This is a genomic window from Sphingobium sp. 15-1 (genome assembly GCF_013375535.1).
Lineage (GTDB): Bacteria > Pseudomonadota > Alphaproteobacteria > Sphingomonadales > Sphingomonadaceae > Sphingobium > Sphingobium aromaticivastans.
Genome location: NZ_JABXJG010000001.1, coordinates 1478682 through 1501714, shown reverse-complemented (window position 1 = coordinate 1501714; position 23033 = coordinate 1478682). Strand labels below are relative to the sequence as shown.

Here is a 23033-nt window from a genome sequence, read left to right as displayed (position 1 = left end):
AGGCGCTCCCGCTTAAAAATCCGCCCCCAGGGTCACGGCAAGGCCAGAGGCTGGCGCCGCCCGGCCCGCGATCCGTTCCCGCCATTCGATGCCCAGCCTTGCCGCCACGGGCTTGAGGGGCAGGCGGACCTGAAGCTCCGGCCCTATATCCAGCCGCTCGACCTGCGGCTGCGCGCCGCCGGAGAGGCTGGCGCCGATCCGCAGCGGCGAATGATGGATCGGCGCGAGCAGCGACATCTTGCCGTCGATGAAAAAGTCATTCGAGCGGAAACCGACCATGCCGCCCTGGGCATAGGCCTCCACTTCCAGGGAGGGCGCGACTTGCGCGGGTCCGAAGCCGCCCACCGCCATCACGGCATTGGCGTTGCGTCCGCCCTTGCCGAGCGTAATGCGTCGTTCGGCCGCGAAGCTGATCGGGACGGCGCGAGCTGGCTGCCAGGCCATGCCCAGCGCACCTTCGGCAGAAGCCGGGCTGTTCAACGCGGCGCTGGCTCGCGCATAGGCAGTGGCTCTGCTGGACGCGTGCGGGTTCAGGTCGAAATCGAGGCGAACCCCGGCCTGCGATCCGCCAAGCCGGCCTCCCGTCACGGCATCGGCGCGGGGCGCGCTCCCGTCCCGCCACAGCAGCCAGGCGCTGCCGCGCCAGCGGTCGACGCTTGCGGGACGGGCGAGCGCCAGGGGCAAGGCGGGCGCCGGATTGATCGCCGGAGCGGCTTCTCCGGTTTCGCTCGCCGCCTGCGCGATGGGGGGCGCTTCGGCAGCAATGGGAGGCATGGCGTACTTCCTCCCCACGGTTCCGCCGGGCGTTGGCAGCGCCGGAGCAGACATGGGGTGCGCCGCGTGTCGTTGCTCCGGCATCGGCTCCGCGACTTTCCGCCAGGGTAACGGCTCATCTCTTTTCGCCGGAAAGCTGCCCTTCTTCAAATAGCTGGCCGGATGGAAAGCGCCTCTGCCGTTGCTTTCCATCGTTTCGTTGAAGAGATCGCCCGCCGGACTCGCCAGGCGGATCGCGACCCAGCCAATCATGACGAGGCCGAAGAACCGGACAGGCCTGCCGCTTGCCGCCTCGTTCATGCCGGAGGGCTCAGATCGGGAAAGCGGTGCTGCGTCTTGTCCCATGTCAGCGGCTTGCCGATCAGCGACTGGAGATAAAGGATCACCGCCCGCCGGGCGGCCATCATCGCGACGATATTGGCCATGAAAGTGCGCGGTATCGCGGCCAGCCCAAAGGCCCAGCCATAGGCCATGCCGGAGAAGATGGCGCGCATCGCCATGCGCCAGCTCATGAAGCCGAAATTGATCAGCAGCAGCGCCTTGATGGCCGGTGACAGCTTGGGAACGGGGAAGGTGGTGAACAGGCTGCCAACCCGCAGCACGCCCCAGAACAGCAGCGCCAGATAGGCGGTGAACAGGACGAAGGCGGAAAGCGCCGCGCCGCGATCCCGCATGCGCATCCACCATTCGGCGGGACCGCCCTGCCAGCCCATGCGATCCCATCCGGCGAGCGAAATCCCGACCATCCAACGCGCCTTCTGCTTTACGGCGTCCGTCAGATTGTCGGGGAAATATTCCTTGGTCGCGACCAGTTGGCCGTCGCTGTCGCGCATGCGGACGAACACGCCGCGCCCGCCCATATTGCTGATGCGCAGGCCGACCTCATAATCCTCGGTCAGCGATCCCGGATCGAACGGCCCGCCATTGGCAGGGTTTACCAGCCGTTCCAGCGTGTCCCGTTCGAATGCGCAGGCGACCCCGGCCGACGGCATGGAGGCGCCCATGGCCTCGCGCACCGTTAGGGCCTTGCCATGGCTTTCCGCGAATTCATCGCAATAATGATTGGCGATGGCTCTTGCCCACCAGCCGCCATGGCCCGGCAGGGGCAGAACCGGAAGCTGAACGAGCTGAAACCGGTCCGTCATCACGTCGAACAGGCGGATCTCGTCGCGATGGACCACGTCTTCCGCATCGTGCAGCGCGATCGCCTTGAAGCGGATGCCCGCGCGTTCCTCCTCCTGCAGCATGGCGCGCCAGGCGATGTTCAGGCAATCCGCCTTGGTGGTCGGCCCGTCCCGTTGGTTCACGCACATGATCAGCCGTTCTTCCCCGGCGGCCAAAGGCGCTATGACTTCCAACGTCGCATGATCGTTGGGATAGACGCCGACGAAGATGCGATAGTCCTGCTGCCCCCAATGGGCCAACGCGTTGCGCAGCATCGGCCCGATCACCTCGGCTTCCTGCCAGGCCGGTATGAAGATGGCGATGCGCCCGGGCTGTGATGAAGTCGGCAAGGTGGCCGTGGTCATGCGCTGATGACGGGAATAGACGATCAGCTTGCGCCATAAGCGCCGGCACAGAAAGACAAGGTCTATGATGAAATCATCAATGCCGCCTATCGTCAGTGCAACCACCGCGAAAAGCAGAATCTCATGATGAACCCCCGCCAGAAAGGCGAAGACGCTTTCCCCCACGGATTGAGCTCCCTCTATCCCCGGGCGGGGCCTATGGCAGCAAAGATTTGATTCTCAAATAGATATTCGTTGCCATGTCGTAATATTTATCGATTTGATCTGCCTATAATATTTCTTAAAGCATGGCGCCTGGGAGTAAGCAGCCATGTCGAACCGTCCGCCTTCCGCGCTGCGGGATTTCCTGACCGGTGAAGCCGGTGGCGGCGTCTTGCTGATGGCCGCCGCAGCCATGGCCATGCTGTTCGCCAACCTGCCAGGGGCGGCAGGGCACCTCTATCACGCTTTCGTCCACGCCCGGATCGGTCCGGAATTGACGCCCAGGCTGGGCAGCATGACGCTCCATTTGTGGGTGAATGACGGACTGATGGCGGTTTTCTTTCTGCTGGTCGGACTGGAGATCAAGCGGGAGATGATCGATGGGGGGCTTTCGACCTGGGAACGCAGGCGATTGCCGTTCGTCGCGGCGGCGGCGGGAATGGTCGTGCCTGCCTGCCTCTATCTCCTCTTCGTTGCGGGGCGGGCTGGGCTTTCCGGCGGCTGGGCGATTCCGGCGGCAACGGACATCGCCTTCGCCATAGGGGTTGTGGGGCTGCTCGGGCGGGGGGTGCCGGCCTCTCTCAAATTGATGCTGACGGCGATCGCGATCGTCGATGATATGGGCGCGGTCGCGATCATCGCGCTCGCCTATACGCAGGGCATCGATCTTCCCGCTCTGGCCGGCGCGGCGGCGGCACTTCTTCTGATGTGGGGGCTCAATCGCCTTGGCGTTCAGAAGCTTGCGCCCTATCTGCTGGCTTTTGCGGCCCTGTGGTATTGCACCTTGCTTTCGGGCGTCCATGCGACGGTGTCGGGCGTGCTGACGGCAATGTTCATTCCGATCAAACCCACCCCCGGCGCGCCCGATGCCGCCGATAGTCCGCTGCATCGCCTGGAACATGCCGTGCATCCGTGGAGCGCCTATCTGATCGTGCCGTTCTTCGGTTTCGTGAATGCGGGCGTCTCGCTTGACGGCGCGGCGCTTGGCGCGCTGCTCACGCCCTTGCCGCTGGGCGTGGCCGCGGGTTTGTTCCTGGGGAAGCAGATCGGCATTTTCGGCGCGATCTGGCTGGCGGATCGCTGGCGGATCGCGGAACGGCCTGCCGGGGCGAGCTGGGCGCAGATTTACGGCATGGCGCTGCTTTGCGGCATCGGCTTCACCATGAGCCTCTTCATCGGGACCTTGGCCTTTCCCGGCTCTCCGGCATTGGTCGAACAGGCGAAGATCGGCATTCTCGCTGGTTCGCTGCTCTCCGCCGTTATGGGTTATTGCGTTTTGCGAAGCGCCAGACGCTTTTGAAAGCCGGGATTATCCGCTAGACTGCTCCGCCCATGCGTTGGATGGAATCGCATGGCTCCCGGCCCGATGCTATCTTGCCCCGGCCGTAGAGCGACTCGCACTGGATGCGAACCCCACCAATCTCTTTCAGCGATCAGGTAGGAGGGCGAATATGAATGGGGAGATGGATGTCAACTATCTGCTGCACAGACAGCAAGTTGCATTGATCCGCGCGCAAATGAGCCGGTCCGCAAAGGGCCGGGAAGCCTATGAGGGCCTTGCGCGCGGCTATACGGATCAGATCGACGCCTATAGGCGTGAGAATGAGAAGCTGGTCGATCTGGCGCATTAGCGCGCGCGAAAAGCCGTAACCGGTTTCGCGCCTGAAATGCTGCGAAAGCAGGAATGACCATATGTGGCGTGCGTCTCATTCGACGCGGCCTGCTTTGGCGCGCATGGGCATCACCGCCTTTGGATCAGGTGCTCGATCGACAGGCGGTGCGTTTCGTCATCGCCGCATTCCTTCTCAAGCACGGATTTGATCTTCTCCAAATCCGCTTCGGTCAGATGTTCGATGCCGATGAACTCGTTCCGCGCCGTTTCGACGGCGCGGATCAGTTCGTCCATCTTCGCCTGGATTGCGGAACCGTCGCGATTTTGCGCATTCTGGATCAGGAAGACCATCAGGAAGGTGACGATCGTCGTGCCGGTGTTGATGATGAGCTGCCAGGTGTCGGAATAATGGAAGATCGGCCCGGTCACGATCCAGCCCAAAATCACCAGGACCGCCAGGATGAAGGCGGCTGGCTGGCCCGACCAACTGGCGATCTTGTGCGCAAAGGCCGTGAAAATCCTGTCCATCGCTATTTTCTCCCTGGGCATGCCCATATTTAGCCTCTGTTCAGCCCATGCTTGCCATGAAGGCGTCATGACAACCATCCCTCTCCGTTCGCTGGCCTGCGGGCTCGGCGCTTCGCTCCTTCTTGCATCCTGTGCGACGGTGTCGCCCGAATCGCGCCTGCGCGTCGGGTTGATCGATGCCGGAATATCGCCTCGCATGGCGGGCTGCATGGCTGAAAGAATGGTGGACCGTCTGAGCCTGACGCAGCTTCGCAGGCTTCAGTCGCTGGCCTCGCTTCGCAAGTCTCACATGGGTGATATGACGGTCGATCGCTTCCTCTACAAGGTCCGTGCGCTGGAGGACCCGGAGATCTTCGCGGTGACCAGCAAGGCCGCGATCATCTGCGCCATCGACCGCTGATTTTGCAATAAAGCGGGGCCTCGCTTCGCAAAGGTTTTGCAATTTTGCAAAGTCATTTTGCGAAATCTGCTGGCGTTGCCCCTTTGCCTGTGCTTAGCCGCTGGACATCAAGTTTCAGCGGAAAGGACGGGCGAGCCCCATGAACATCCACGAATATCAGGCGAAGGAACTGCTGGCCAAGTATGGCGCGCCGATCGCCGCCGGTTACGCCGCCTTCTCCGTCGAGGAAGCCGTCGAAGCCGCCAAGAAGCTGCCTGGGCCGCTCTATGTCGTGAAGTCGCAGATCCACGCCGGTGGCCGTGGCAAAGGCAAGTTCAAGGAACTGGCTCCTGAAGCGAAGGGCGGTGTCCGCCTGGCTTTCAACCTGGACGAAGTGAAGGCCCACGCTACCGACATGCTCGGCAACACGCTGGTCACCATCCAGACCGGCGAAGCGGGCAAGCAGGTTAACCGCCTCTACATCACCGATGGCGCCGACATCGCGAAGGAATTCTACCTCGCTCTGCTGGTCGACCGCGCCAGCAGCCGTGTTGCCTTCGTCGTGTCGACCGAAGGCGGCATGGACATTGAAGAGGTCGCTCACTCGACCCCGGAAAAGATCCATAGCTTCTCGGTCGATCCGGCTTCGGGCTTCCAGCCGCACCACGGCCGCGCCGTTGCCGCCGCGCTGGGCCTGTCCGGCGATCAGGCGAAGCAGGCCGCCAAGGTCGCCGCCTCGCTCTACGCTGCGTTCCTCGACACCGACGCCGAGCAGATCGAAGTCAATCCGCTGGCGCTGACCGAGCAGGGCAATCTGCTGGTGCTGGACGCCAAGGTTGGTTTCGACGGCAACGCCATGTTCCGTCACAAGGACATCGCTGAACTGCGCGACCTGACCGAAGAAGATCCGGCGGAAGTCGAAGCTTCGGAATATGACCTCGCCTACATCAAGCTCGACGGCAATATCGGCTGCATGGTGAACGGCGCGGGTCTGGCCATGGCGACCATGGACATCATCAAGCTGAACGGCGAATTCCCCGCCAACTTCCTGGACGTCGGTGGCGGCGCCAACAAGGAAAAGGTGACCGCGGCCTTCAAGATCATTCTGAAGGACCCGGCGGTGAAGGGCATTCTCGTCAACATCTTCGGCGGCATCATGAAGTGCGACATCATTGCCGAGGGCATTGTCGCCGCCGCCAAGGAAGTGAACCTGTCGGTTCCGCTGGTCGTCCGCCTGGAAGGCACGAACGTCCAGCAGGGCAAGGACATTCTCGCGGCTTCGGGCCTGGCCATCGTCCCGGCGGACGATCTGGGCGACGCGGCGAAGAAGATCGTGGCGGAAGTGAGGAAGGCAGCCTGACGCAGCTTTTCGCCTGAACAAGACACCAAAGGGTGCGGGTGGTCCGGAAACGGGCTGCCCGCGCCCGTGTTTGGCGTGAATGAAGGAAGGATGTTGAAATGAAGATCCTTGTGCCCGTGAAGCGGGTGATTGATTACAATGTGAAGCCTCGGGTGAAGGCGGATGGGACGGGCGTTGATCTGGCGAACGTGAAGATGTCGATGAACCCGTTCGACGAGATTGCGGTGGAGGAAGCGATCCGCCTGAAGGAGAAGGGCGTCGCGACCGAGATCGTGGCGGTGTCGATCGGCGTCGCCAAGGCGCAGGAAACGCTGCGCACGGCGCTGGCGATGGGCGCGGATCGCGCGATCCTGATCCAGACGGACGATGAGGTCGAACCGCTGGGCGTGGCCAAGCTGCTCGCCAAGGTTCAGGAAGAGGAAGGCGCTGGCCTGATCATCCTGGGCAAGCAGGCGATCGACGATGACAGCAACCAGACCGGCCAGATGCTGGCGGCGCTGCTTGGTCTGCCGCAGGGCACTTTCGCCAGCAAGATCGAGGTCGAGGGCGACAAGGTCAACGTCACCCGCGAAGTCGATGGCGGCCTGGAGACCGTTAAGCTCAACGTCCCGGCGATCGTCACCACCGACCTGCGTTTGAACGAGCCGCGCTATGCCTCGCTGCCCAACATCATGAAGGCGAAGTCCAAGCCGCTCGCGAACAAGACCCCCGCCGATTATGGCGTGGACATTGCGCCGCGTCTGGAGACGCTCAAGGTTGCCGAACCGCCCAAGCGTTCGGCCGGCGTGAAGGTGGCCGATGTCGATGAACTGGTCGCGAAGCTGAAAGCGCTGGGAGTTGCAGCATGACGAAGACGCTCGTTTGGGTTGAACATGAGGGCGGCGTCGTCAAGGACGCGACCCTCTCCGCCGTCACCGCCGCTGGCAAGCTGGGTGAAGTGCATCTGCTGGTCGCGGGCGCAGGCGTCGGCGGCGTGGCCGAGGAAGCCGCGAAGATCGCGGGCGTGGGCAAGGTCCATGTCGCGGACGACGCCGCTTTCGGCCATGCGCTGCCGGAGAATGTGGCGCCGCTGATCGTCGAACTGATGGGCCACCATGACGCTTTTGTCGCCCCGGCCACCAGCAACGGCAAGAATATCGCGCCGCGTGTTGCGGCTCTGCTGGATGTCATGCAGATCAGCGACATTCTCTCGGTCGAGAGCGAAGATACGTTCACTCGCCCGATCTATGCCGGCAACGCGATCGCGACCGTCAAGTCGAAGGACGCCAAGAAGGTCATCACCGTGCGCGGCACGGCCTTCGAGAAGGCGGCCAGGGAAGGCGGCAGCGGCGCGGTGGAAGCAGTGGCTTCGACCGGCGACAAGGGCCTCAGCAGCTTTGTCGGCGCGGAGATCGCCAAGCTGGAGCGTCCGGAACTGACCTCGGCCAAGGTGATCGTGTCGGGTGGCCGTGCGCTCAAGGACGGGGAGACGTTCGAGGCGACGATCTTCCCGCTGGCGGACAAGCTGGGCGCGGCGGTCGGCGCGAGCCGGGCGGCGGTCGACGCGGGCTATGTGCCCAACGACTATCAGGTCGGGCAGACCGGCAAGATCGTGGCGCCGGAAGTCTATATCGCGGTCGGTATCTCCGGCGCGATCCAGCATCTGGCGGGGATGAAGGACTCCAAGACCATCATCGCCATCAACAAGGACGAGGACGCGCCGATCTTCCAGGTCGCGGACATCGGTCTTGTCGGGGATCTCTTCAAGGTCGTGCCGGAGCTGGTCGAAAAGCTCTGAGCGGTTAATCCGGAATGGGAGGGCGCGGGCTTTGGGTCCGCGCCCTTTTTCATGGCTGCCCTATTCGCAGCGGACGTCGTTCTTGTCGATCGCCCGGCCCGCCAGCGCGCCGCCAGCGCCGCCCAGGATCGTGCCCAGCGTCTTGGAGCCGCCGGGGGCGATGATATTGCCCAGCACGCCGCCCGCTATGGCGCCGACGATGGTGCCGGTGGTGCCATCGTCGCGCTTGCAATAATAACGGCCGTCATTGTCGCGGTAGATATAGTCATTCTCACCGATCGGGCGACCGCCAGGGCCGTGGCCGTAGGTGGGGCGGTCATAGCCGTAACGGCTGCCGTCGCCATCGGAAACGCAGGCCGTCAGCGGCAATGCCAGCAGCGCCGCTGCCAATAGGGGGGTGCGCATGTTCTTCTCTCCTCATTCATCCCTGCTTTAAGGATAACCCGTTCGAGAAGCAGAAGTTGCGCGAAATAGTCTGCCCGCCGCGGCCGCCCAAAAGGGGGAAAGGCAACCGGGCGGGCAGTGGAGCCAGCGGTGAGAGGGTGTTCGTCCGCTGGAAAAGGGTTCTGACGGGCGTCAGGACACCAGTGGCGCGCTGCGCACCGTCGGCGTCGCCGGGGTGGCGAGGCTTGGGCTGGTGTCCGGGGTTTCGCTGTCGCGGCGTTTGTCGAGGTCGATCTTGGCCTGGTTGTAGCGGGCGACGAGATCGTCCTTGAACTCGGTCAGCTTGCCTTCGTCATAGAGTTTCTTGCCGACATAGCCGGCGATCGCGCCGAAGATCAGGGTGCGGATCATGGGGTGGGACTCCTTGTTCCGGGTGGGGTTGCAGGGATAACATTGCCCGCCGGGATCGGTTCCGGAGCCGTGCGGCAGAGCGAGCGGCGCGGTCGATGCAAGGAGCCGCGCGGGCGCCGCGCGAACCGGGCCGGGCTGGATGTTCATCGCCGCCGCATCATCCGGTCCCCTCCAGCGCGGCGAAGCCGAAAAAGGCGTCGCGGGCGCGGGCGGCGGCATGCTCATAGGGGCGGCGCTGCGCGGCGGCGAGCGCAGTCAGGGCTTCCTCTTCCTCCGCCGTCAGGTCGCGCTCATAGGCGTCGATGTCGTATATGTCGTCGCTTTCATCGCCGTCGAAATCGGGCGGGGCGGGATAGTCGGTGCGCCAGCCTTCCCTGTCCTCGTCCCACCATATGCCGCGCAGCCGGGCGGCGGCTTCCTCCGGCGGAAGGCTTGCCCGTTCGACCAGCGGATCGGCCGGAATGGGCCGAAGTTCACACCGTTCATCGAGGGGGTCGGGCTGGGTCTTGCCGCCCTCGCTCAGCGCCAGGCGTGCCGCGACGAACAGCGCGGCGGAGGCGCCCGGCGACAGGGCGGCGGCGGCCTCTCCGACGGCGGGCGGCGCTTCGAGGGCGGCGGGGTCGGGCGGGCAGGGTGGCAGGCCGAGGCGGTCCGCCTCCGCCGCTGCCTGATCCTCCGGGCAGAGCATGTCGAGATAGGCGGCGAAGTCCTGCGCCACGACGCGGGCGAGCGCGGCGTCGCTGCCCTGCGGCGGGCTGTCCGCCATGCGGTCCAGCCGGGCGAGCATCGACATGGCGAGCCGGTTGTCGTGGCGGTGGCGGGTGATTTCGTGGGCGTCGGCGTCCTTGCGGATCACGTCCTCATTGCCGGTGAGGGCGCGGGCGAGCAGATCGTCGGCCAGGCGGGCGCGGGCTGATGTGCGCGGCTTCGCAGGCCGTGCGGATGATGCCGGTGGCGGCGAGGGTTTCGAGGAAGTGCCGCTGGCGCGCGGGGCTCCAGCCGTCGGCGCGGATTTGCTGCGCGGGGGTGGGGAGGGAAGGGAATTGGCAGGTCATGGCAAGGCCCCTTTTGTGAAATGGCTTTGCCGGGAGGGTATTATAAGGGAGGGGTTGTAGGACAGAACAAAATGGGAACATGCGGGGAGGGTGGTTTACCAGTTGCCGCCTGCATCCTTGATGGCTTTGAGCAGGGCTTTCTTGCTGGCGGTGCGGCGGGTGCCGCTGTTGCGGGGCATGTCGGCGTCGGTTATGCCGAGTTCGGCGCGGCGGCGTGCGAGTTGGCGACCGAACTCTTCAAGATCAATGGCGGGGCGCTTGGGCTTTTCGGAGATCATTGCTGCGCTCCTTTGATCAGGGATATTGCTGGCGGGTGTGGATGACGGCCAGCACCTCTATGATTTCCGTGACGCGATAGACGAGGACATAATTGGGGGTGATCAAGGCTTCGCGTGTGCCTGCAATCCGACCGGAGCGATACATATAGGGGTGATTAGGGAGGCGTTCGGCGGTGTCGCGAATGACGCTGCCGAGCCGCTGCGCGGCGGCAGGGTTGTGTTCCTCTATATAGTCGATGATGCTTTCGAGATCATCGACGGCATCGTCGTGCCAGATCAGTGGGAGCATCAGGTCTGCTTGCGCCGGTCGATGATCCTTTGCATCCGGGCCATGACCTCGTCATGCGGGATACCGGGCGTTTTCTTCGCCATCCTTGCTTCGACTTTTGCCCGGAACCAAGCGTCATAGGCTTCGGCTTCCTCGGTCGTCGCGAACTCGGACTCGATGGGGGTGAGTTTGGTCATTGTTACAGACTATCAAAGGCGTAGAGAGATGCCAATTGGAAAGCAGGGAGATGGAGCAGTTACAAGCCTTATTATTCAGTGAGGCATCTATGGAAACCGCGTCTCCCCGTAAATCAATTAAGAAGATTTATCTCGTGCCGCAAAATCCGCTGGGACAACGTCAGCCCCTTATCAACTACGTTCTTTTCGCCGTCTTCAAGTCTAAACTTCCCATTATGAACAATATCAGATCTAACCTTATAAAATTCTACAAAGAAATCTATTATATCTTTTCTTTCGCTAAAACTTTTACCGAGTGCATAGGCGCATCTATTAGCCATCAGTTTTGATAACCCAATACGATCACTAGTTTCTCTGTCTCCGAGAAGAACTTCAATCGCAATAGTTGATTCCAAAATTGTGTCCATAGGTCTAGAACTTAGGTTAGCTCTGAATATCCATATTGCTGCGGTTGTAAGTTTATGTCCATCTTTTGATGAAAACATTTTAACAATCGGAGAAATAGATTTTTCCAATTCCTCGGATTTTTCATCGATTATCTTGTCATAATCTATTGTTGTGGCGATATTTGTTGCTTTTATAATGTCATCGTCCGACCTTGCGATGTAGCATAATTCAGAATCATCATCCCTTAATTCATTCGCAACCACCCAAGGTATTAAGTTTTGCTGCTTATGGTCAAAATTGTCTATGATTTCTAATGCCATAGCGGCGCCATAAAAAGAGCGGATGGCTTCAAAAAAATCTCTTACGATTTTAGTGTCTGTTCTATCGGATATGCAACCTGATGTTCTATACTCGAAATAGAGGCTGTTGTCGTCAAATGAGTTTGGTACCTTTTCATCCGAGTTTGATGTCTTAATAAATTTATTTATGCTATCATTTTCATGGGAAACTTTAAAATTATCCGATATTAAGGCGCCAGAAATTAATGTTAATCTATCGGAAATTTTAATATTTACGTCACTTCGATTTAGTCTGTCGCCAAGCTCTGCCGGCCCTCGAACTATCATTCGATATTGCCTAGGTAAACTGGAGAGCAATGCGGTTATTTTTTTGGCTGTTGCTAAAGCGTCCAAAAACGACGGCATTTCAGCAATTCTTATCTTATTAGCGGGTAATTCGTCGCCCGACAGCCGGTAGTTGTAATTCAACTCGCGTAATATGAACGCTTCTAAACCGCCATCGTCCAAAACCTTCTTGAAATGCTTCTGCGCAGATTCGCTAAGTAGTTTATAAGTGTTTTTCCCCCACTCTTCAGGAAGAACGAGGCCACGCTTTGAAGCAGTTCCGTTTTGAATGGCTTCAGTTATTGCAATTATCAACGAACTTTCGTCAGTTTTCTCTAATGGCATTCTAAGTCTTCCCCCCTTGCCGATCGTCTTCTACTCCGCCGCCACGGCCTCCAATCCCAACAGCGGCGCGAGATAGCGCCCGGTAAAGCTTCGGGCGTTTTTCGCGACCTTTTCCGGGGTGCCTTCGGCTACCACTTCGCCGCCCTTGACGCCGCCTTCCGGGCCCATGTCGATGATCCAGTCGGCGGTCTTGATGACATCCAGATTATGCTCGATCACGACCACGCTGTTGCCTTGTTCGACCAGCGCGTGGAGGACTTCGAGCAGTTTGCGGACGTCTTCGAAGTGGAGGCCGGTGGTGGGTTCGTCCAATATGTAGAGGGTGTTGCCGGTGGCTCTACGCGACAATTCCTTGGCGAGTTTGACGCGTTGGGCTTCGCCGCCGGAGAGGGTGGTGGCTTGCTGGCCGACCTTGATATAGCCGAGGCCCACTTCGGCCAGCATCGCCATCTTGTCGCGGATGGGGGGGACGGCCTTGAAGAATTCCACCGCATCCTCGACGGTCATGTCCAGCACGTCCGCGATGCTGTGGCCTTTGAACTTCACCTCCAGCGTCTCGCGATTGTAGCGGGCGCCGTGGCAGACGTCGCAGGTGACGTAGACGTCGGGGAGGAAGTGCATCTCGATCTTGAGGACGCCGTCGCCCTGGCAGGCTTCGCAGCGGCCGCCCTTGACGTTGAAGGAGAAGCGGCCGGGCTTGTAGCCGCGCGCCTGGGCTTCGGGGAGGCCGGCGAACCAGTCGCGGATGTTGGTGAAGGCGCCCGTGTAGGTCGCGGGGTTGGAGCGGGGGGTGCGGCCGATGGGCGACTGGTCGATGTCGATCACCTTGTCGCAATGTTCGAGGCCCGTCACCTTGTCGTGCGGGCCTGCGACGATGCGGGCGCCGTTGAGGGCGCGGGCGGAGGCGGCGTAGAGCGTGTCGATGGTGAAGCTGGACTTGCCCGAGCCGGAGACGCCGGTGATGCAGGTGAAGGTGCCGAGCGGGATGCTGGCTGTGACGCCTTGCAGATTGTTGGCGCGGGCGTTGTGGACGGTGAGTTTCTTGCCTGAGCCTTTGCGGCGTTTTGACGGGACTTCGATGCGGCGGGTGCCGTTGAGGTAGTCCGCGGTCAGGCTGTCGCGGTGGGCGAGCAGTTCGTTGAGGCTGCCCTGGGCGACGATGGTGCCGCCGTGGACGCCTGCGCCGGGGCCCATGTCGACGATATAGTCGGCGGTGCGGATCGCGTCCTCGTCATGCTCCACGACGATGACGGTGTTGCCGAGGTCGCGCAGGCGTTTCAGGGTGATGAGCAAGCGGTCATTGTCGCGCTGGTGCAGGCCGATCGACGGTTCGTCGAGGACGTAGAGGACGCCGGAGAGGCCGCTGCCGATTTGGCTGGCGAGACGGATGCGTTGGGACTCGCCCCCGGACAGGGTGCCGCTGGTGCGGTCGAGGTTCAGATAGTCCAGGCCGACATTGTTGAGGAAGCCGAGGCGCTCCACGATTTCCTTGAGGATGGCCTTGGCGATCTGGTTCTGCTGGTCGCCCAGGTGGGTGGGGAGGGTCTGGAAGAAGCGGAGCGCGTCGACCACGGAGCGGCGGGTGGAGAGGGAGATGTCCTCCCCGGCGATCTTGACGGCGCGGGCTTCGGGCTTGAGGCGGGCGCCGTCGCAGGTCTCGCAGGGCATGGCGGTCTGGTACTTGCTCAGTTCCTCGCGCATCCAGGCGGATTCGGTCTGGAGCAGGCGGCGGTTGAGGTTGCCGATCACGCCTTCGAAGGGTTTCTTGACTTCGTAGGACTTCTTGCCGTCGACGAAGCGGAGGGTGACGGGCTTGCCGGCGGTGCCGTGGAGGATGATGATCTTTACCTCGGGCGAGAGGTTTTGCCACGGGGTTTCCAGGGAGAAGCCGAATTCTTTTGCCAGGCTGCCCAGGACTTGCATGTAATAGGGGCTGGGCGGGTTGGATTTCGCCCAGGGGACTATGGCGCCTTTTTTGAGGCTGAGGGCTTCGTTGGGGACGACCAGTTCGGGGTCGAATAACTGCCGCTCGCCCAGGCCGTCGCAGGCGGGGCAGGCGCCTTGCGGGGCGTTGAAGGAGAAGAGGCGGGGTTCGATTTCGGGAATCGTGAAGCCGCTGACGGGGCAGGCGAATTTTTCGCTGAAGACTATGCGGTTGGCGGGGATTTCGGCGTTTTTCATTTTGCCGGCGGTTGCGGTTTGCCCACCCCCGGCCCCTCCCGCCTGCGGGGGGGGAGAGGTGAGGTCAGCGACTGTGCCGTCGGCCAGGTCTATATAGGCGAGGCCGTCGGCCAGTTTCAGGGCTTGTTCGAAGCTGTCGGCCAAGCGGGTGGACATGTCTTCGGTGACGGCCAGGCGGTCGACCACCACTTCGATGTCGTGCTTGTATTTCTTGTCGAGGGCGGGGGCGTCTTCGATGGCGTAGAGTTCGCCGTCGATGCGGACGCGGGTGAAGCCGGCCTTCTGCCATTCGGCCAGTTCTTTCCGATACTCGCCCTTGCGGCCGCGCACGACGGGGGCGAGCAGGTAGAAGCGGGTGCCCTCCGGGAGCTGCATCACGCGGTCGACCATCTGGCTGACGGTCTGGGCGCTGATCGGGAGGCCGGTGGCGGGGCTGTAGGGGATGCCGACCCGCGCCCAGAGGAGGCGCATATAGTCGTAGATTTCCGTGACCGTGGCGACCGTGGAGCGGGGGTTTCTGGACGTCGTCTTCTGTTCGATGGAGATGGCGGGGGAGAGGCCCTCTATATGTTCGACGTCGGGCTTCTGCATCATCTCCAGGAACTGGCGGGCATAGGCGGAGAGGGACTCCACATAGCGGCGCTGACCCTCGGCATAGATGGTGTCGAAGGCGAGGCTGGACTTGCCCGAGCCGGACAGGCCCGTGATGACGATCAGGCTGTCGCGGGGGAGGTCGACGTCGACGCCCTTGAGGTTGTGCTCGCGGGCGCCGCGGACGGAAATGGTGGTGAGACTCATGGGGGCGTGTTGTTCCAGATTTGTTCTTTGAGAGCAAGGCTCGGGCGGGCGCAAGATAGGGTCTGTGCGGTGAAAGGAAAAGGCGGCGGCTTTTCTCCGGCGGGCCGCTGGGCTAGGGGCTTGAGGATGAGCGGGATTTCGGTTCGGATGCGGTGTGGGGCGCTGGCCGCCGCGGTGGCGTTGGCGGGTTGCGGCGGGGGCGTGAAGTACCGGCCGGTGAGCGATGTGCCGGTGCGGGTGGGGAAGCCCTATGCGGTGCGGGGGGTGACTTATGTGCCTGCCGTCGATCCGGCTTATGACTATCTGGGTTATGCGAGCTGGTATGGGCATGAGAGCGGGAGCCAGACCGCCAATGGGGAGCGCTTTCAGCCCAAGGCTGTGACGGCGGCGCATACGACCCTGCCCTTGCCGAGCTATGTCGAGGTGACGTCGCTGGAGACGGGGCGGACGATCCTGGTGCGGGTGAATGATCGCGGGCCCTTTGCCGGGCGGGGGCGGATCATCGACCTGTCGCGGGGGGCGGCGGAGCAGTTGGGGATCGGGGCGACGGGCCATGCGCCGGTGAGGGTGCGGGTGGTGGAGCCGCCGGAGAAGGACCGCAGGACGCTGCGCGAGGGGAAGGAGGCGCCCGCGCGGCCGACGGTCGACGGGCGGACGCTGGCCAATTTGCGTGCCCAGCTTTCCGCGCAGGGGCGCTGATGTCGTTCGTGGAAGCCTGTTGTCGGTTCGTCCCCGGCGAATGCTGCCGGGCGGGGCGGGTCGGCGGATCATCGAATGGGAAAAAACGGTCTTCCGGCGCTGGTGTTATGATGCGAGCCGATACAGCGATGGCCCGATACGGTTCGTCCGATGCGAGGCCGTCTCGCTGATAACAATTTGAAAAAGAGATCCCGGAGAGCCCGACAGCTTCCTGGATGCACCCCCGGCCTTCCCTTGCGCCGGGGGTGCTTTTTTATGTGCCCTGCTTGTTGGACATTTGTAATTTTACGCTAGGGAAAGCTTGTTTTTTTAACGTAAAATTGTCGTTCGTCCAAGCCAGACTGCATTTGGTCGACAGGACGGTCGTTGGCCGACGGGGAGGGGCGCCGGTCGAAAGCGGAAAGCGGTGCATGGGCGATCGGCCTAAGACAGAATGAGCGAAGACAGGGATGATGATCTGTTCGTTGAGGCCGCTCTTCTCTTCGCCTGAGGTCCGCTGCGAGCGGACAGGATATAGTTGAGGAGACATTGCCATGATCGCCGCGAAAATGATCGCCGCCGCCGCTCTGCTGGGCGTCGCCACCACGGCTTCGGCCGTTGAATTCCAGTCCAACGGCAAGACTGCCGATGTTCGCTACCACGATCTGGATCTGTCGAGCGCGAAGGGGCAGAATGTCCTGAAGGGACGCATCTGGCGGGCCGCGTGGAAAGTCTGCGAGCATGGCGCGACCTCGGCCGAGATCAAGAAATGTCAGTCGGTTGCCGCCGCCCATGTGCGTAGCTCGGTGGAGCTGGCGATCGCCAAGGCAGGCGATGGTGAGCGTTTTGCCGATATGAGCAAGGAAAAGCCGGTCGGCGCGGGGAACTGAGTTTTTCCTTTGAGTTTTGAAGAAAGGCCCGGTGGATGCCGGGCCTTTTTTGTTTTCTCCCATGTCGGGATGGAGAAGGGTGGGGTGAGGTCGTGCCAGTTCCCCTCCACCACCGCCTTTGGCGGCGGTCCCCCTCCCCATCTTTGATGGGGAGGAATGAAAGGGGTTAGCGGCCGGTCATGGCGCGGGCGTTGGCCAGATAGGTGCGGCCGATGCGGATTTCCGTGTCGTCGGCCAGGCAGGCCGACCAGACGCCGCTGCCGTCGTGGCGCAGGCGGGCGATATGGTCGCGGCGCACGATATGGGACCGGTGCAGGCGGACGAATTGCTGCGGGTCCAGCCGGTTTTCCAGTGAGCTGATCGTCTGGTGCAGGAGGTAGCTGTTGGCCCCCACATGCAGGCGCATATAGTCGCGTTCCGCCTCGATCCGGTCGATCTGGGCGGCGCCGATGCGGATCAGTTCGGAGCGGTGCGGCACCCAGAATTCCTCGGCCCATTCGGGTTCATCCTCCGTGCTGGTGGCGGGGGAGGGCGTGGGGCGGTTGCCCAGCGCCTGTTCGACGCGGTCGATGGCGCGGGCGAGGCGTTCATGGGCGACTGGTTTCAGCAGATAGTCCACGGCGGCGAGGTCGAACGCCTCCACCGCGAAGCCCTCGAACGCGGTGACGAAGATCACGGCGGGGCAGATGCCCATGCGTGAGGTCGCCCGCGCCACGCCGATGCCGTCGAGCAGCGGCATGGCGATGTCGAGCATCACCAGGTCAGGCTCCAGCCCTTCGATCAGGCGAAGCGCCGCCTCGCCGTCGCTGGCCGTGCCGACCAGGGCGATGCGCGGCTCGCGGGCGCAGAGCATCTGGAGGCGTTCGACCGCCAGGGGTTCGTCGTCGACGATCAGCGTTCGGATGGGCATCGGTTCAACCTTTCACAGATTGCGCCAAGGGTGTGGAGATTCTGTTCCATCCCGGACGGAATATCCGCCCACCCTAAGGCCGCGTGGACAAATTAGGAATGTCGGGAAATGGCCAGTTGCGGTCATTTTTAGCCATTGAGCGCACCGTGCTCCTGCGAAGGCACTCGAACGAGACGCGTGGCTCGTGAGAGCCCAGTCCCGCCCTTAGTGGATCATCGCACCGTCTGAACTGGGCTCCTGCCTGCGCAGGAGCACGGTGTATCCAGACCGAACCTCAACGTCTGCTCTCCACCCAAATCATTCAATCCGGCGAGTCTTGAATTTGTCCACGTCGCTCTAAATCCTTTGTTTGCCGCGATTTCTTAACCAGCGATCGATGCCGATCACTTGGAAATCGCTCTAGGCTGTATCGGCATTCAGCTTACAAATATAAGCGACGTCATGCTAAACAAGTTCAGCATGACGATTGGGAATGAAGTTTGCTCCAATCGTACGAAATAGCTGAATGTCGATACAGCCTAGCTTCGGCGGATGATGGGGAGGGTCAGGTCGACGGCGAAGCCGCCGCCGGGGCGCGGGCCGTAGTCGATCCGGCCCTGCGCGCCGAAGCGTGCGGTCAGGCGGTCGCGCACATTGGCGAGGCCGATGCCGCTGCCTGCGTCGGCTTCGCTGGGCGGCTTGTCGCCATTGTCGGTGACGCTGATGTGGAGCATGCCGTCCTCCTCCCGCGCGGCGATGGCGATGGTGACGGGGCTGGAGGTGCGTGACACGCCATATTTGATCGCATTTTCGACCAGCGGTTGCAGGATCAGGCCGGGGACGCAGGCATTGAGCAGTCCGTCCGGAATGCGGATGCTCGTCGACAGGCGATCGGGGAAGCGGACCGCTTCGATGTCCAGATAGAGTTTCTGGAGATGGACCTCCTCCTCCAAGGACACATCCTCCAGCGGGTCGCCGGTCAGGCTGGTGCGGTAGAAATTGGAGAGGGAGAGGATCATCTGTTCCGCCTCGTCGCGCCGGTTCTTCATGACCAGCGAGGAGAGCGAGTTCAGCGTGTTGAACAGGAAATGCGGGTTCACCTGATAGCGCAGGGAGCGCAGTTCAGCCTGTTGCGCGGCCTGTTCCAGCCGGACGGCGCGGCGTTCGGTGCGGTGGGCTTCGCTGGCGTAGGAAAGGGCGAGATACAGACCGGCCCAGGCGGCGAGGAAGAAATAGCGGCTGATCGCGTCCTCCACGATCTGCATCAGGGCGAAACCCTGTTCGCTGGCATATTTCTGATAATCGGCGTCGGGGAAGAGTGAGGCCGGGTCGTAGATGTTGAAGACGTAGAAATTGGCTGCCGCCGTCGCCAGCGCGAAGGGGGCGGCGAGGGTGAAGGCGGCGACGATGCGCGTCGCGAGCGGCTTGCGGTCGAAGCGGCGCAGGCAGAGATAGAGGACCCAGGTGACGACGATGCCGATCACCGTCACCACGGCGCGGCGGGTGGCCATGGCCCCCTGCGCCTCGAACCCCATGACGGAGGCGCGCAGCGTCACCAGCACCGCATAGAAGAACCAGAAACCCAGTATCGAATAAAGTGCGACCGTCGGCGGCACGCCCGGCTCGCCGTCTTCATTTTTTATGCTCATGGGCGGAAGTCTAGGACAGGGCGGGCGGTCTGTCGCCCCTTGGCGGTGAAGCTGGTCGAAGGGTTCCATGCGTTGGTCGATAGGGGGCGATAGGCGAGGGGCGATCTGGGGAACCGGCTTCCGCCGCCGTCCGTTGATCCGTTGAGGCGCTTCTGCCGCGCCGGAGAGGAGTATAGGATGAGCGAGAAGACGGATATTCGTCCCAACAGCCGCGAGGAAGCGGACGACAAGCGCCCGACGGATGCGCAGGACCATGCCGTGACCCAGGAGGAGAAGCTGGACGAAGGATTGAAGGATAGCATGGATGCGTCCGATCCGCCCGCCGCGACCGCGCCGGGAGACCATGGCGATCCGGTGCCGTCTTCCGGCTTTCCGGACGGGGAGCATAAGAAGGACGAGCGATAGACGAGGCGGTAAATCATGATATGATCGGTGGGGAAGGCGGCGGCGACGCGGCCTTCCCGCAGGTGAGAGGAGCCACTTCATATGCCGACTTCCGCCACTCCCGCGATCGAGCGTATCGCCCGCGTATTGGCCGGGCGCCAGCTCAGCCTGAACGGCGAGGGCAGCGATCCGCACGCGGCGAGCGCAGTCGACGCCAGTTGGAAGGATCATGTCGACGACGCCTATGCGATCCTGCACACGTTGCGCGAACCCGATGCGCAAATGGCGCAGGCGGGCGATGTGGCCGTGTGGCGCAGCATGATCGGCGCGGTGCTGGAGCGTCGGTTGGGGTAGGTTGTCGGTCGGTTGGGGATGGTCATTAGCTGCCGTCGGCGCTCGTCACCCCGGACTTGATCCGGGGTTCCGCTTTTCTTCTCCCGTCCGGGCCTAGCCGAAGGCAGCGGGACCCCGGGTCAAGCCCGGGGTGACGGAGGTGGGATGTTCACGCCCATGCATTGGCCTTCTTGGCCTGGCGTGGCATAAGCGGCGCATGAGTGGGCCGGCGTTGAAGATCAAGATACAGATTTATTGTGGTGCGGAGATCGCCATGGGGCCGGGCAAGGCCGACCTGCTGGACGCGATCGCCAGTGAGGGGTCGATCTCTGCGGCCGGGCGGAAGCTGCGGATGAGCTACCGGCGGTGCTGGATGCTGGTGGATGTGATGAACCGCTGCTGGGCCATGCCGCTGGTCGCGACGTCGAGCGAGGGGGCGCGGCTGACCGACTATGGCGTGGGGATTTTGGCGCGCTTTCGGGCGATGCAGGCGGCGGTGACGGGTGTGGCTGATGCGGCGCACTGGCCCGATCTGGCGGCGGAAGTGCGGCTGGAGCCGCTGCCGGCGCAGGGGGACGGCGGGGAATAGTGTCTTTGATGGGATGATGTTTTGTGTTCCTGCCTTCGCAGGAACATGGCGTGTTGGATGCTATATACGATTATATATAGCGAATCATTTGCGGGCCGTGTAGGGGCCTCCCCGACTAAAAGAGGGGGCATCATGACATTCGGTTCGCGGAGCGTTTTGGCGGCGGTTCTGGCTTCGGTGGCGGTTCCGGCGGTTGCGTGGGCGCAGATTCCGGAAGCCGAAGATGCGGCGGAGGGTGTGATCTTCGTCACGGCGCGGTTGCGGGAGGAGGACCCGCAGGATGTGCCCGCTTCGCTGAGCCTGGTCGGTGGTGAGGAGTTGACGCGGACCTATACGGTCAACACCAACCAGTTGAGCCAGTTGGTGCCCGCGCTCAATTATAGTTCGGCCAATCCGCGCAACACCGCCTTCACCATCCGCGGGCTGGGGTCGAGCGTGGTGGCGGTGAGCCAGGCCAATGACGGGCTGGAGCCGGGCGTGGGCTTCTATGTCGATGGGGTCTATCATGCGCGGCCGGCGACGGCGGCGTTCGACTTTGCCGATGTCGAGCGGGTGGAGGTGCTGCGCGGGCCGCAGGGCACCTTGTTCGGGAAGAACAGCGTGGCGGGCGCGATCAGCATCGTCACGAAGAAGCCGGGCTTCGATTTCGGGGCGGAGGCGGAGCTTTCCTATGGAAGCCGCGATTTCGTGCAGGCCAAGGCGGCGGTGACGGGGCCGGTTGCGGGCGATGTGCTGGCCTTCCGGCTGTCGGGGTCGGTAACGCGGCAGGATGGCTATATCTGGAATGTGGTGCGGGGCGAGCATCAGAATAATATCCGCAATGACGCCATTCGCGGGCAGTTGCTGTTCCAGCCTTCGCCGGACTTTTCGCTTCGGCTGATCGGGGATTGGGCGAATTTCAGGAATGATTGCTGCGCGCAGCTTTTCGTGCGGGTGGCGCCGACCTTGAAGCCTGCCGCGCAGCGCTATGCTTCGCTGGCGGCCAATGCGCCGGGTGGGCCTTATGCGCCGCCGAGCTTCAATCCCTATGACCGGGTGACGAGTAATGACGCGCCCTTGGGCGTGGATACCGATGAGGGCGGAGTGTCCGCGACCGCCGACTGGAAGCTGGGTGGGACGACGCTGACCTCGATCAGCGCATGGCGCTTCTGGAACTGGGATGCGGCGAACGATCGCGACTATACCGGGCTGCACATCCAGACGACGCAGCATATTCCCTCGCGGCAGGACCAGTTCAGCCAGGAGTTCCGGATCGGGTCCAATGTGCCGGGGCCGGTCGAATATGTGGCGGGGCTCTATTATTTCCATCAGAAGATCACCGGGCGGCCGATCAGCATTTATGGGCCGCTGGCGACTTATTGGTTGCTGCCAGCGAGTGCGACGCGGACGGCGGCGCTGCTCGATGGTTATCAGACCGACGGGCGGACCGATTTCCGCAGCGAAAGCTACGGCATTTTCGGGGAAGTGACCTGGCGGCCGGTGGAGCGCCTCGCGATCACGGGCGGGATTCGCTATACCTATGAGGAGAAGGACGGCGTCTATGACGTGCGGACCTTTGGCGGGGTGGCGCCGACGGTGGCGTTGCAGGCGGACCAGCAGTCGATCCTGCGGGCGCAGAGCTATAGCGCGCATGATGGCGATGGCAGCGCCTCGGGACGAGTGAATGTCGCCTATGATGTGATGGAGGGGATCATGGGCTATGTCAGCTTCGCCAAGGGGCAGAAGTCGGGCGGGATCAACATGTCGGGTCTGCCGGTCAATGCCTCCAACCAGGCAGTGCTGACCACCGCCGTCGTCCGGCCGGAGACGAACACCACCTGGGAAGCGGGGTTCAAGACGCGGCTGTTCCATGATGCGCTGACCTTCAATATCGACGCCTATCATATCGACGTGACGGATTTTCAGGCGAATGTGGTCGATAGTTCGGCCACGGTGGCGCTGCGCAGCTATCTCGCCAACATTCCCAAGGTGAGGGTGAAGGGCATCGAGTTCGACGCGGCGGCGCAGATCGGGTCGCGGCTGACCTTGCGGGCATCGGGCGCTTATTCGGACGGTAAATATGCAAATTACCCCAAGGGGCCTTGCCCGATCGAGCGGACCGGCACGGGCACGGCGCAGTGCGACCTGACGGGGCAGGGGCTGCCGGGCCTGCCGAAATGGGTCGGATCGGCGGGTGGCGAATATCATGTGCCGCTGGCGCTTGGAACGCGTGAGGGCGAGTTGTTCCTGCGGGGCGATGCGGTGACGCGGACCCGCGTCTTGGGGGAAGCCACCGGGTCGGCCTATACCATCATCAAGGGCTATACGCTGGTCAATGGCAGCGTCGGTTATCGGTCGCCGCATTGGGAATTGGCGGTGTTCGCACGCAATCTGTTCGATAAGGACTATATGCAGAATCTGACGGTGCAGGCCGGGAATAGCGGGCTGATCGTCGGAACGCCCAGCGAGCCGCGCACCATTGGCGTGACGCTGCGGACCAAGTGGGGTGGGTGACCGCTTCGTTACTCGATTGGGCGCATTCATAAAAATTACAT

Annotated in this window: 24 protein-coding genes and 1 pseudogene; 12 read left to right on the top strand and 13 right to left on the bottom strand. The window is 62.4% G+C overall.

Annotation, left to right across the window (positions count from 1 at the left end):
* Positions 1 to 12 precede the first annotated feature (12 nt).
* A complete protein-coding gene (locus tag HUK72_RS07060; RefSeq protein ID WP_176596151.1) occupies positions 13 to 1074 on the bottom strand; it encodes a hypothetical protein in 1062 nt (353 codons plus the stop codon).
* Entirely contained in the window at positions 1071 to 2468 is a 1398-nt protein-coding gene (locus tag HUK72_RS07055; protein WP_176596150.1) for a glycosyl transferase family protein, read from the bottom strand. Before HUK72_RS07055 ends, HUK72_RS07060 begins: the two co-directional genes overlap by 4 nt.
* Positions 2469 to 2613: 145 nt before the next feature.
* Here HUK72_RS07055 and nhaA point away from each other — a divergent pair, with 145 nt between their 5' ends.
* Together nhaA and HUK72_RS07045 are read left to right on the top strand one after the other, a co-directional pair.
* Positions 2614 to 3804 carry a Na+/H+ antiporter NhaA gene (gene nhaA, locus HUK72_RS07050; protein ID WP_176596149.1) on the top strand — a complete coding sequence of 397 codons (1191 nt, stop codon included), beginning with the start codon at positions 2614 to 2616 and terminating at the stop codon, positions 3802 to 3804.
* A gap of 151 nt (positions 3805 to 3955) precedes the next feature.
* Entirely contained in the window at positions 3956 to 4135 is a 180-nt protein-coding gene (locus HUK72_RS07045; protein ID WP_176596148.1) for a hypothetical protein, read from the top strand.
* A gap of 110 nt (positions 4136 to 4245) precedes the next feature.
* Here the strand turns inward: HUK72_RS07045 and HUK72_RS07040 are convergent, their stop codons facing one another.
* Positions 4246 to 4644 carry a low affinity iron permease family protein gene (locus HUK72_RS07040; RefSeq protein ID WP_176596147.1) on the bottom strand — a complete coding sequence of 133 codons (399 nt, stop codon included), beginning with the start codon at positions 4642 to 4644 and terminating at the stop codon, positions 4246 to 4248.
* Positions 4645 to 4711: 67 nt separating this feature from the next.
* Between HUK72_RS07040 and HUK72_RS07035 the strand changes: the two genes are divergently transcribed.
* The 4 genes from HUK72_RS07035 (at position 4712) to HUK72_RS07020 (ending at position 8160) form a co-directional block, all read left to right on the top strand.
* Complete coding sequence (locus tag HUK72_RS07035; RefSeq protein ID WP_176596146.1) at positions 4712 to 5044, top strand: hypothetical protein; 333 nt, start codon at positions 4712 to 4714, stop codon at positions 5042 to 5044.
* Between the two features lie 139 nt (positions 5045 to 5183).
* A complete protein-coding gene (sucC, locus tag HUK72_RS07030) occupies positions 5184 to 6383 on the top strand; it encodes an ADP-forming succinate--CoA ligase subunit beta (protein WP_176596145.1) in 1200 nt (399 codons plus the stop codon).
* Between the two features lie 98 nt (positions 6384 to 6481).
* Positions 6482 to 7231, top strand: coding sequence for an electron transfer flavoprotein subunit beta/FixA family protein (locus HUK72_RS07025; protein ID WP_176596144.1), 750 nt, complete (start codon positions 6482 to 6484; stop codon positions 7229 to 7231).
* Positions 7228 to 8160, top strand: a complete 933-nt coding sequence (locus HUK72_RS07020) for an electron transfer flavoprotein subunit alpha/FixB family protein (RefSeq protein WP_176596143.1) — start codon at positions 7228 to 7230, stop codon at positions 8158 to 8160. Before HUK72_RS07025 ends, HUK72_RS07020 begins: the two co-directional genes overlap by 4 nt.
* Positions 8161 to 8220: 60 nt before the next feature.
* Here HUK72_RS07020 and HUK72_RS07015 read toward each other — a convergent pair whose 3' ends face one another.
* From HUK72_RS07015 to uvrA, 8 genes and pseudogenes are all read right to left on the bottom strand, one after another.
* Positions 8221 to 8565: a glycine zipper 2TM domain-containing protein gene (locus HUK72_RS07015; RefSeq protein ID WP_176596142.1), complete on the bottom strand. Its 345-nt coding sequence runs from the start codon at positions 8563 to 8565 to the stop codon at positions 8221 to 8223.
* A 171-nt stretch (positions 8566 to 8736) separates the two neighbouring features.
* The gene (locus HUK72_RS07010; RefSeq protein ID WP_176597775.1) at positions 8737 to 8955 is read right to left on the bottom strand and encodes a hypothetical protein; all 219 of its coding nucleotides are present in this window, start codon (positions 8953 to 8955) and stop codon (positions 8737 to 8739) included.
* Between the two features lie 157 nt (positions 8956 to 9112).
* A pseudogene (locus HUK72_RS07005) lies at positions 9113 to 10010 on the bottom strand (hypothetical protein).
* A 95-nt stretch (positions 10011 to 10105) separates the two neighbouring features.
* A complete protein-coding gene (locus HUK72_RS07000) occupies positions 10106 to 10288 on the bottom strand; it encodes a hypothetical protein (protein ID WP_176596141.1) in 183 nt (60 codons plus the stop codon).
* 16 nt (positions 10289 to 10304) lie between these two features.
* Entirely contained in the window at positions 10305 to 10577 is a 273-nt protein-coding gene (locus HUK72_RS06995) for a type II toxin-antitoxin system RelE/ParE family toxin (RefSeq protein WP_176596140.1), read from the bottom strand.
* A complete protein-coding gene (locus HUK72_RS06990) occupies positions 10577 to 10753 on the bottom strand; it encodes a stability determinant (RefSeq protein ID WP_176596139.1) in 177 nt (58 codons plus the stop codon). Before HUK72_RS06990 ends, HUK72_RS06995 begins: the two co-directional genes overlap by 1 nt.
* Positions 10754 to 10866: 113 nt before the next feature.
* Complete coding sequence (locus HUK72_RS06985) at positions 10867 to 12108, bottom strand: HEPN domain-containing protein (protein ID WP_176596138.1); 1242 nt, start codon at positions 12106 to 12108, stop codon at positions 10867 to 10869.
* A 30-nt stretch (positions 12109 to 12138) separates the two neighbouring features.
* A complete protein-coding gene (uvrA, locus tag HUK72_RS06980) occupies positions 12139 to 15087 on the bottom strand; it encodes an excinuclease ABC subunit UvrA (RefSeq protein WP_176596137.1) in 2949 nt (982 codons plus the stop codon).
* A gap of 126 nt (positions 15088 to 15213) precedes the next feature.
* Here uvrA and HUK72_RS06975 point away from each other — a divergent pair, with 126 nt between their 5' ends.
* Together HUK72_RS06975 and HUK72_RS06970 are read left to right on the top strand one after the other, a co-directional pair.
* Positions 15214 to 15786 (top strand): septal ring lytic transglycosylase RlpA family protein, encoded by a 573-nt coding sequence (locus HUK72_RS06975; RefSeq protein WP_176596136.1) that lies wholly within the window; start codon positions 15214 to 15216, stop codon positions 15784 to 15786.
* A 533-nt stretch (positions 15787 to 16319) separates the two neighbouring features.
* Entirely contained in the window at positions 16320 to 16655 is a 336-nt protein-coding gene (locus HUK72_RS06970) for a UrcA family protein (protein ID WP_176596135.1), read from the top strand.
* A 166-nt stretch (positions 16656 to 16821) separates the two neighbouring features.
* Here the strand turns inward: HUK72_RS06970 and HUK72_RS06965 are convergent, their stop codons facing one another.
* Positions 16822 to 17565, bottom strand: coding sequence for a LytTR family DNA-binding domain-containing protein (locus HUK72_RS06965; protein WP_176596134.1), 744 nt, complete (start codon positions 17563 to 17565; stop codon positions 16822 to 16824).
* A gap of 518 nt (positions 17566 to 18083) precedes the next feature.
* Complete coding sequence (locus HUK72_RS06960) at positions 18084 to 19193, bottom strand: sensor histidine kinase (protein WP_176596133.1); 1110 nt, start codon at positions 19191 to 19193, stop codon at positions 18084 to 18086.
* A 177-nt stretch (positions 19194 to 19370) separates the two neighbouring features.
* Here HUK72_RS06960 and HUK72_RS06955 point away from each other — a divergent pair, with 177 nt between their 5' ends.
* The 4 genes from HUK72_RS06955 to HUK72_RS06940 all read left to right on the top strand — a co-directional run bounded on the left by HUK72_RS06955 (position 19371) and on the right by HUK72_RS06940 (position 22992).
* The gene (locus tag HUK72_RS06955) at positions 19371 to 19598 is read left to right on the top strand and encodes a hypothetical protein (protein ID WP_176596132.1); all 228 of its coding nucleotides are present in this window, start codon (positions 19371 to 19373) and stop codon (positions 19596 to 19598) included.
* A gap of 81 nt (positions 19599 to 19679) precedes the next feature.
* Positions 19680 to 19931, top strand: coding sequence for a hypothetical protein (locus tag HUK72_RS06950; RefSeq protein ID WP_176596131.1), 252 nt, complete (start codon positions 19680 to 19682; stop codon positions 19929 to 19931).
* Between the two features lie 196 nt (positions 19932 to 20127).
* Positions 20128 to 20499 carry a winged helix-turn-helix domain-containing protein gene (locus HUK72_RS06945; RefSeq protein ID WP_176596130.1) on the top strand — a complete coding sequence of 124 codons (372 nt, stop codon included), beginning with the start codon at positions 20128 to 20130 and terminating at the stop codon, positions 20497 to 20499.
* 132 nt (positions 20500 to 20631) lie between these two features.
* Positions 20632 to 22992 (top strand): TonB-dependent receptor, encoded by a 2361-nt coding sequence (locus tag HUK72_RS06940; RefSeq protein WP_176596129.1) that lies wholly within the window; start codon positions 20632 to 20634, stop codon positions 22990 to 22992.
* Positions 22993 to 23033: the final 41 nt, after the last annotated feature.

Coding starts and splice junctions, on each gene's coding strand:
- HUK72_RS07060 (WP_176596151.1), bottom strand. CDS start 1,074: ATGAACGAGGCGGCAAGCGGCAGGCCTGTCCGGTTCTTCGGCCTCGTC.
- nhaA (WP_176596149.1), top strand. CDS start 2,614: ATGTCGAACCGTCCGCCTTCCGCGCTGCGGGATTTCCTGACCGGTGAA.
- HUK72_RS07045 (WP_176596148.1), top strand. CDS start 3,956: ATGAATGGGGAGATGGATGTCAACTATCTGCTGCACAGACAGCAAGTT.
- HUK72_RS07040 (WP_176596147.1), bottom strand. CDS start 4,644: ATGGACAGGATTTTCACGGCCTTTGCGCACAAGATCGCCAGTTGGTCG.
- HUK72_RS07035 (WP_176596146.1), top strand. CDS start 4,712: ATGACAACCATCCCTCTCCGTTCGCTGGCCTGCGGGCTCGGCGCTTCG.
- sucC (WP_176596145.1), top strand. CDS start 5,184: ATGAACATCCACGAATATCAGGCGAAGGAACTGCTGGCCAAGTATGGC.
- HUK72_RS07025 (WP_176596144.1), top strand. CDS start 6,482: ATGAAGATCCTTGTGCCCGTGAAGCGGGTGATTGATTACAATGTGAAG.
- HUK72_RS07020 (WP_176596143.1), top strand. CDS start 7,228: ATGACGAAGACGCTCGTTTGGGTTGAACATGAGGGCGGCGTCGTCAAG.
- HUK72_RS07015 (WP_176596142.1), bottom strand. CDS start 8,565: ATGCGCACCCCCCTATTGGCAGCGGCGCTGCTGGCATTGCCGCTGACG.
- HUK72_RS07010 (WP_176597775.1), bottom strand. CDS start 8,955: ATGATCCGCACCCTGATCTTCGGCGCGATCGCCGGCTATGTCGGCAAG.
- HUK72_RS07000 (WP_176596141.1), bottom strand. CDS start 10,288: ATGATCTCCGAAAAGCCCAAGCGCCCCGCCATTGATCTTGAAGAGTTC.
- HUK72_RS06995 (WP_176596140.1), bottom strand. CDS start 10,577: ATGCTCCCACTGATCTGGCACGACGATGCCGTCGATGATCTCGAAAGC.
- HUK72_RS06990 (WP_176596139.1), bottom strand. CDS start 10,753: ATGACCAAACTCACCCCCATCGAGTCCGAGTTCGCGACGACCGAGGAA.
- HUK72_RS06985 (WP_176596138.1), bottom strand. CDS start 12,108: ATGCCATTAGAGAAAACTGACGAAAGTTCGTTGATAATTGCAATAACT.
- uvrA (WP_176596137.1), bottom strand. CDS start 15,087: ATGAGTCTCACCACCATTTCCGTCCGCGGCGCCCGCGAGCACAACCTC.
- HUK72_RS06975 (WP_176596136.1), top strand. CDS start 15,214: ATGAGCGGGATTTCGGTTCGGATGCGGTGTGGGGCGCTGGCCGCCGCG.
- HUK72_RS06970 (WP_176596135.1), top strand. CDS start 16,320: ATGATCGCCGCGAAAATGATCGCCGCCGCCGCTCTGCTGGGCGTCGCC.
- HUK72_RS06965 (WP_176596134.1), bottom strand. CDS start 17,565: ATGCCCATCCGAACGCTGATCGTCGACGACGAACCCCTGGCGGTCGAA.
- HUK72_RS06960 (WP_176596133.1), bottom strand. CDS start 19,193: ATGAGCATAAAAAATGAAGACGGCGAGCCGGGCGTGCCGCCGACGGTC.
- HUK72_RS06955 (WP_176596132.1), top strand. CDS start 19,371: ATGAGCGAGAAGACGGATATTCGTCCCAACAGCCGCGAGGAAGCGGAC.
- HUK72_RS06950 (WP_176596131.1), top strand. CDS start 19,680: ATGCCGACTTCCGCCACTCCCGCGATCGAGCGTATCGCCCGCGTATTG.
- HUK72_RS06945 (WP_176596130.1), top strand. CDS start 20,128: ATGAGTGGGCCGGCGTTGAAGATCAAGATACAGATTTATTGTGGTGCG.
- HUK72_RS06940 (WP_176596129.1), top strand. CDS start 20,632: ATGACATTCGGTTCGCGGAGCGTTTTGGCGGCGGTTCTGGCTTCGGTG.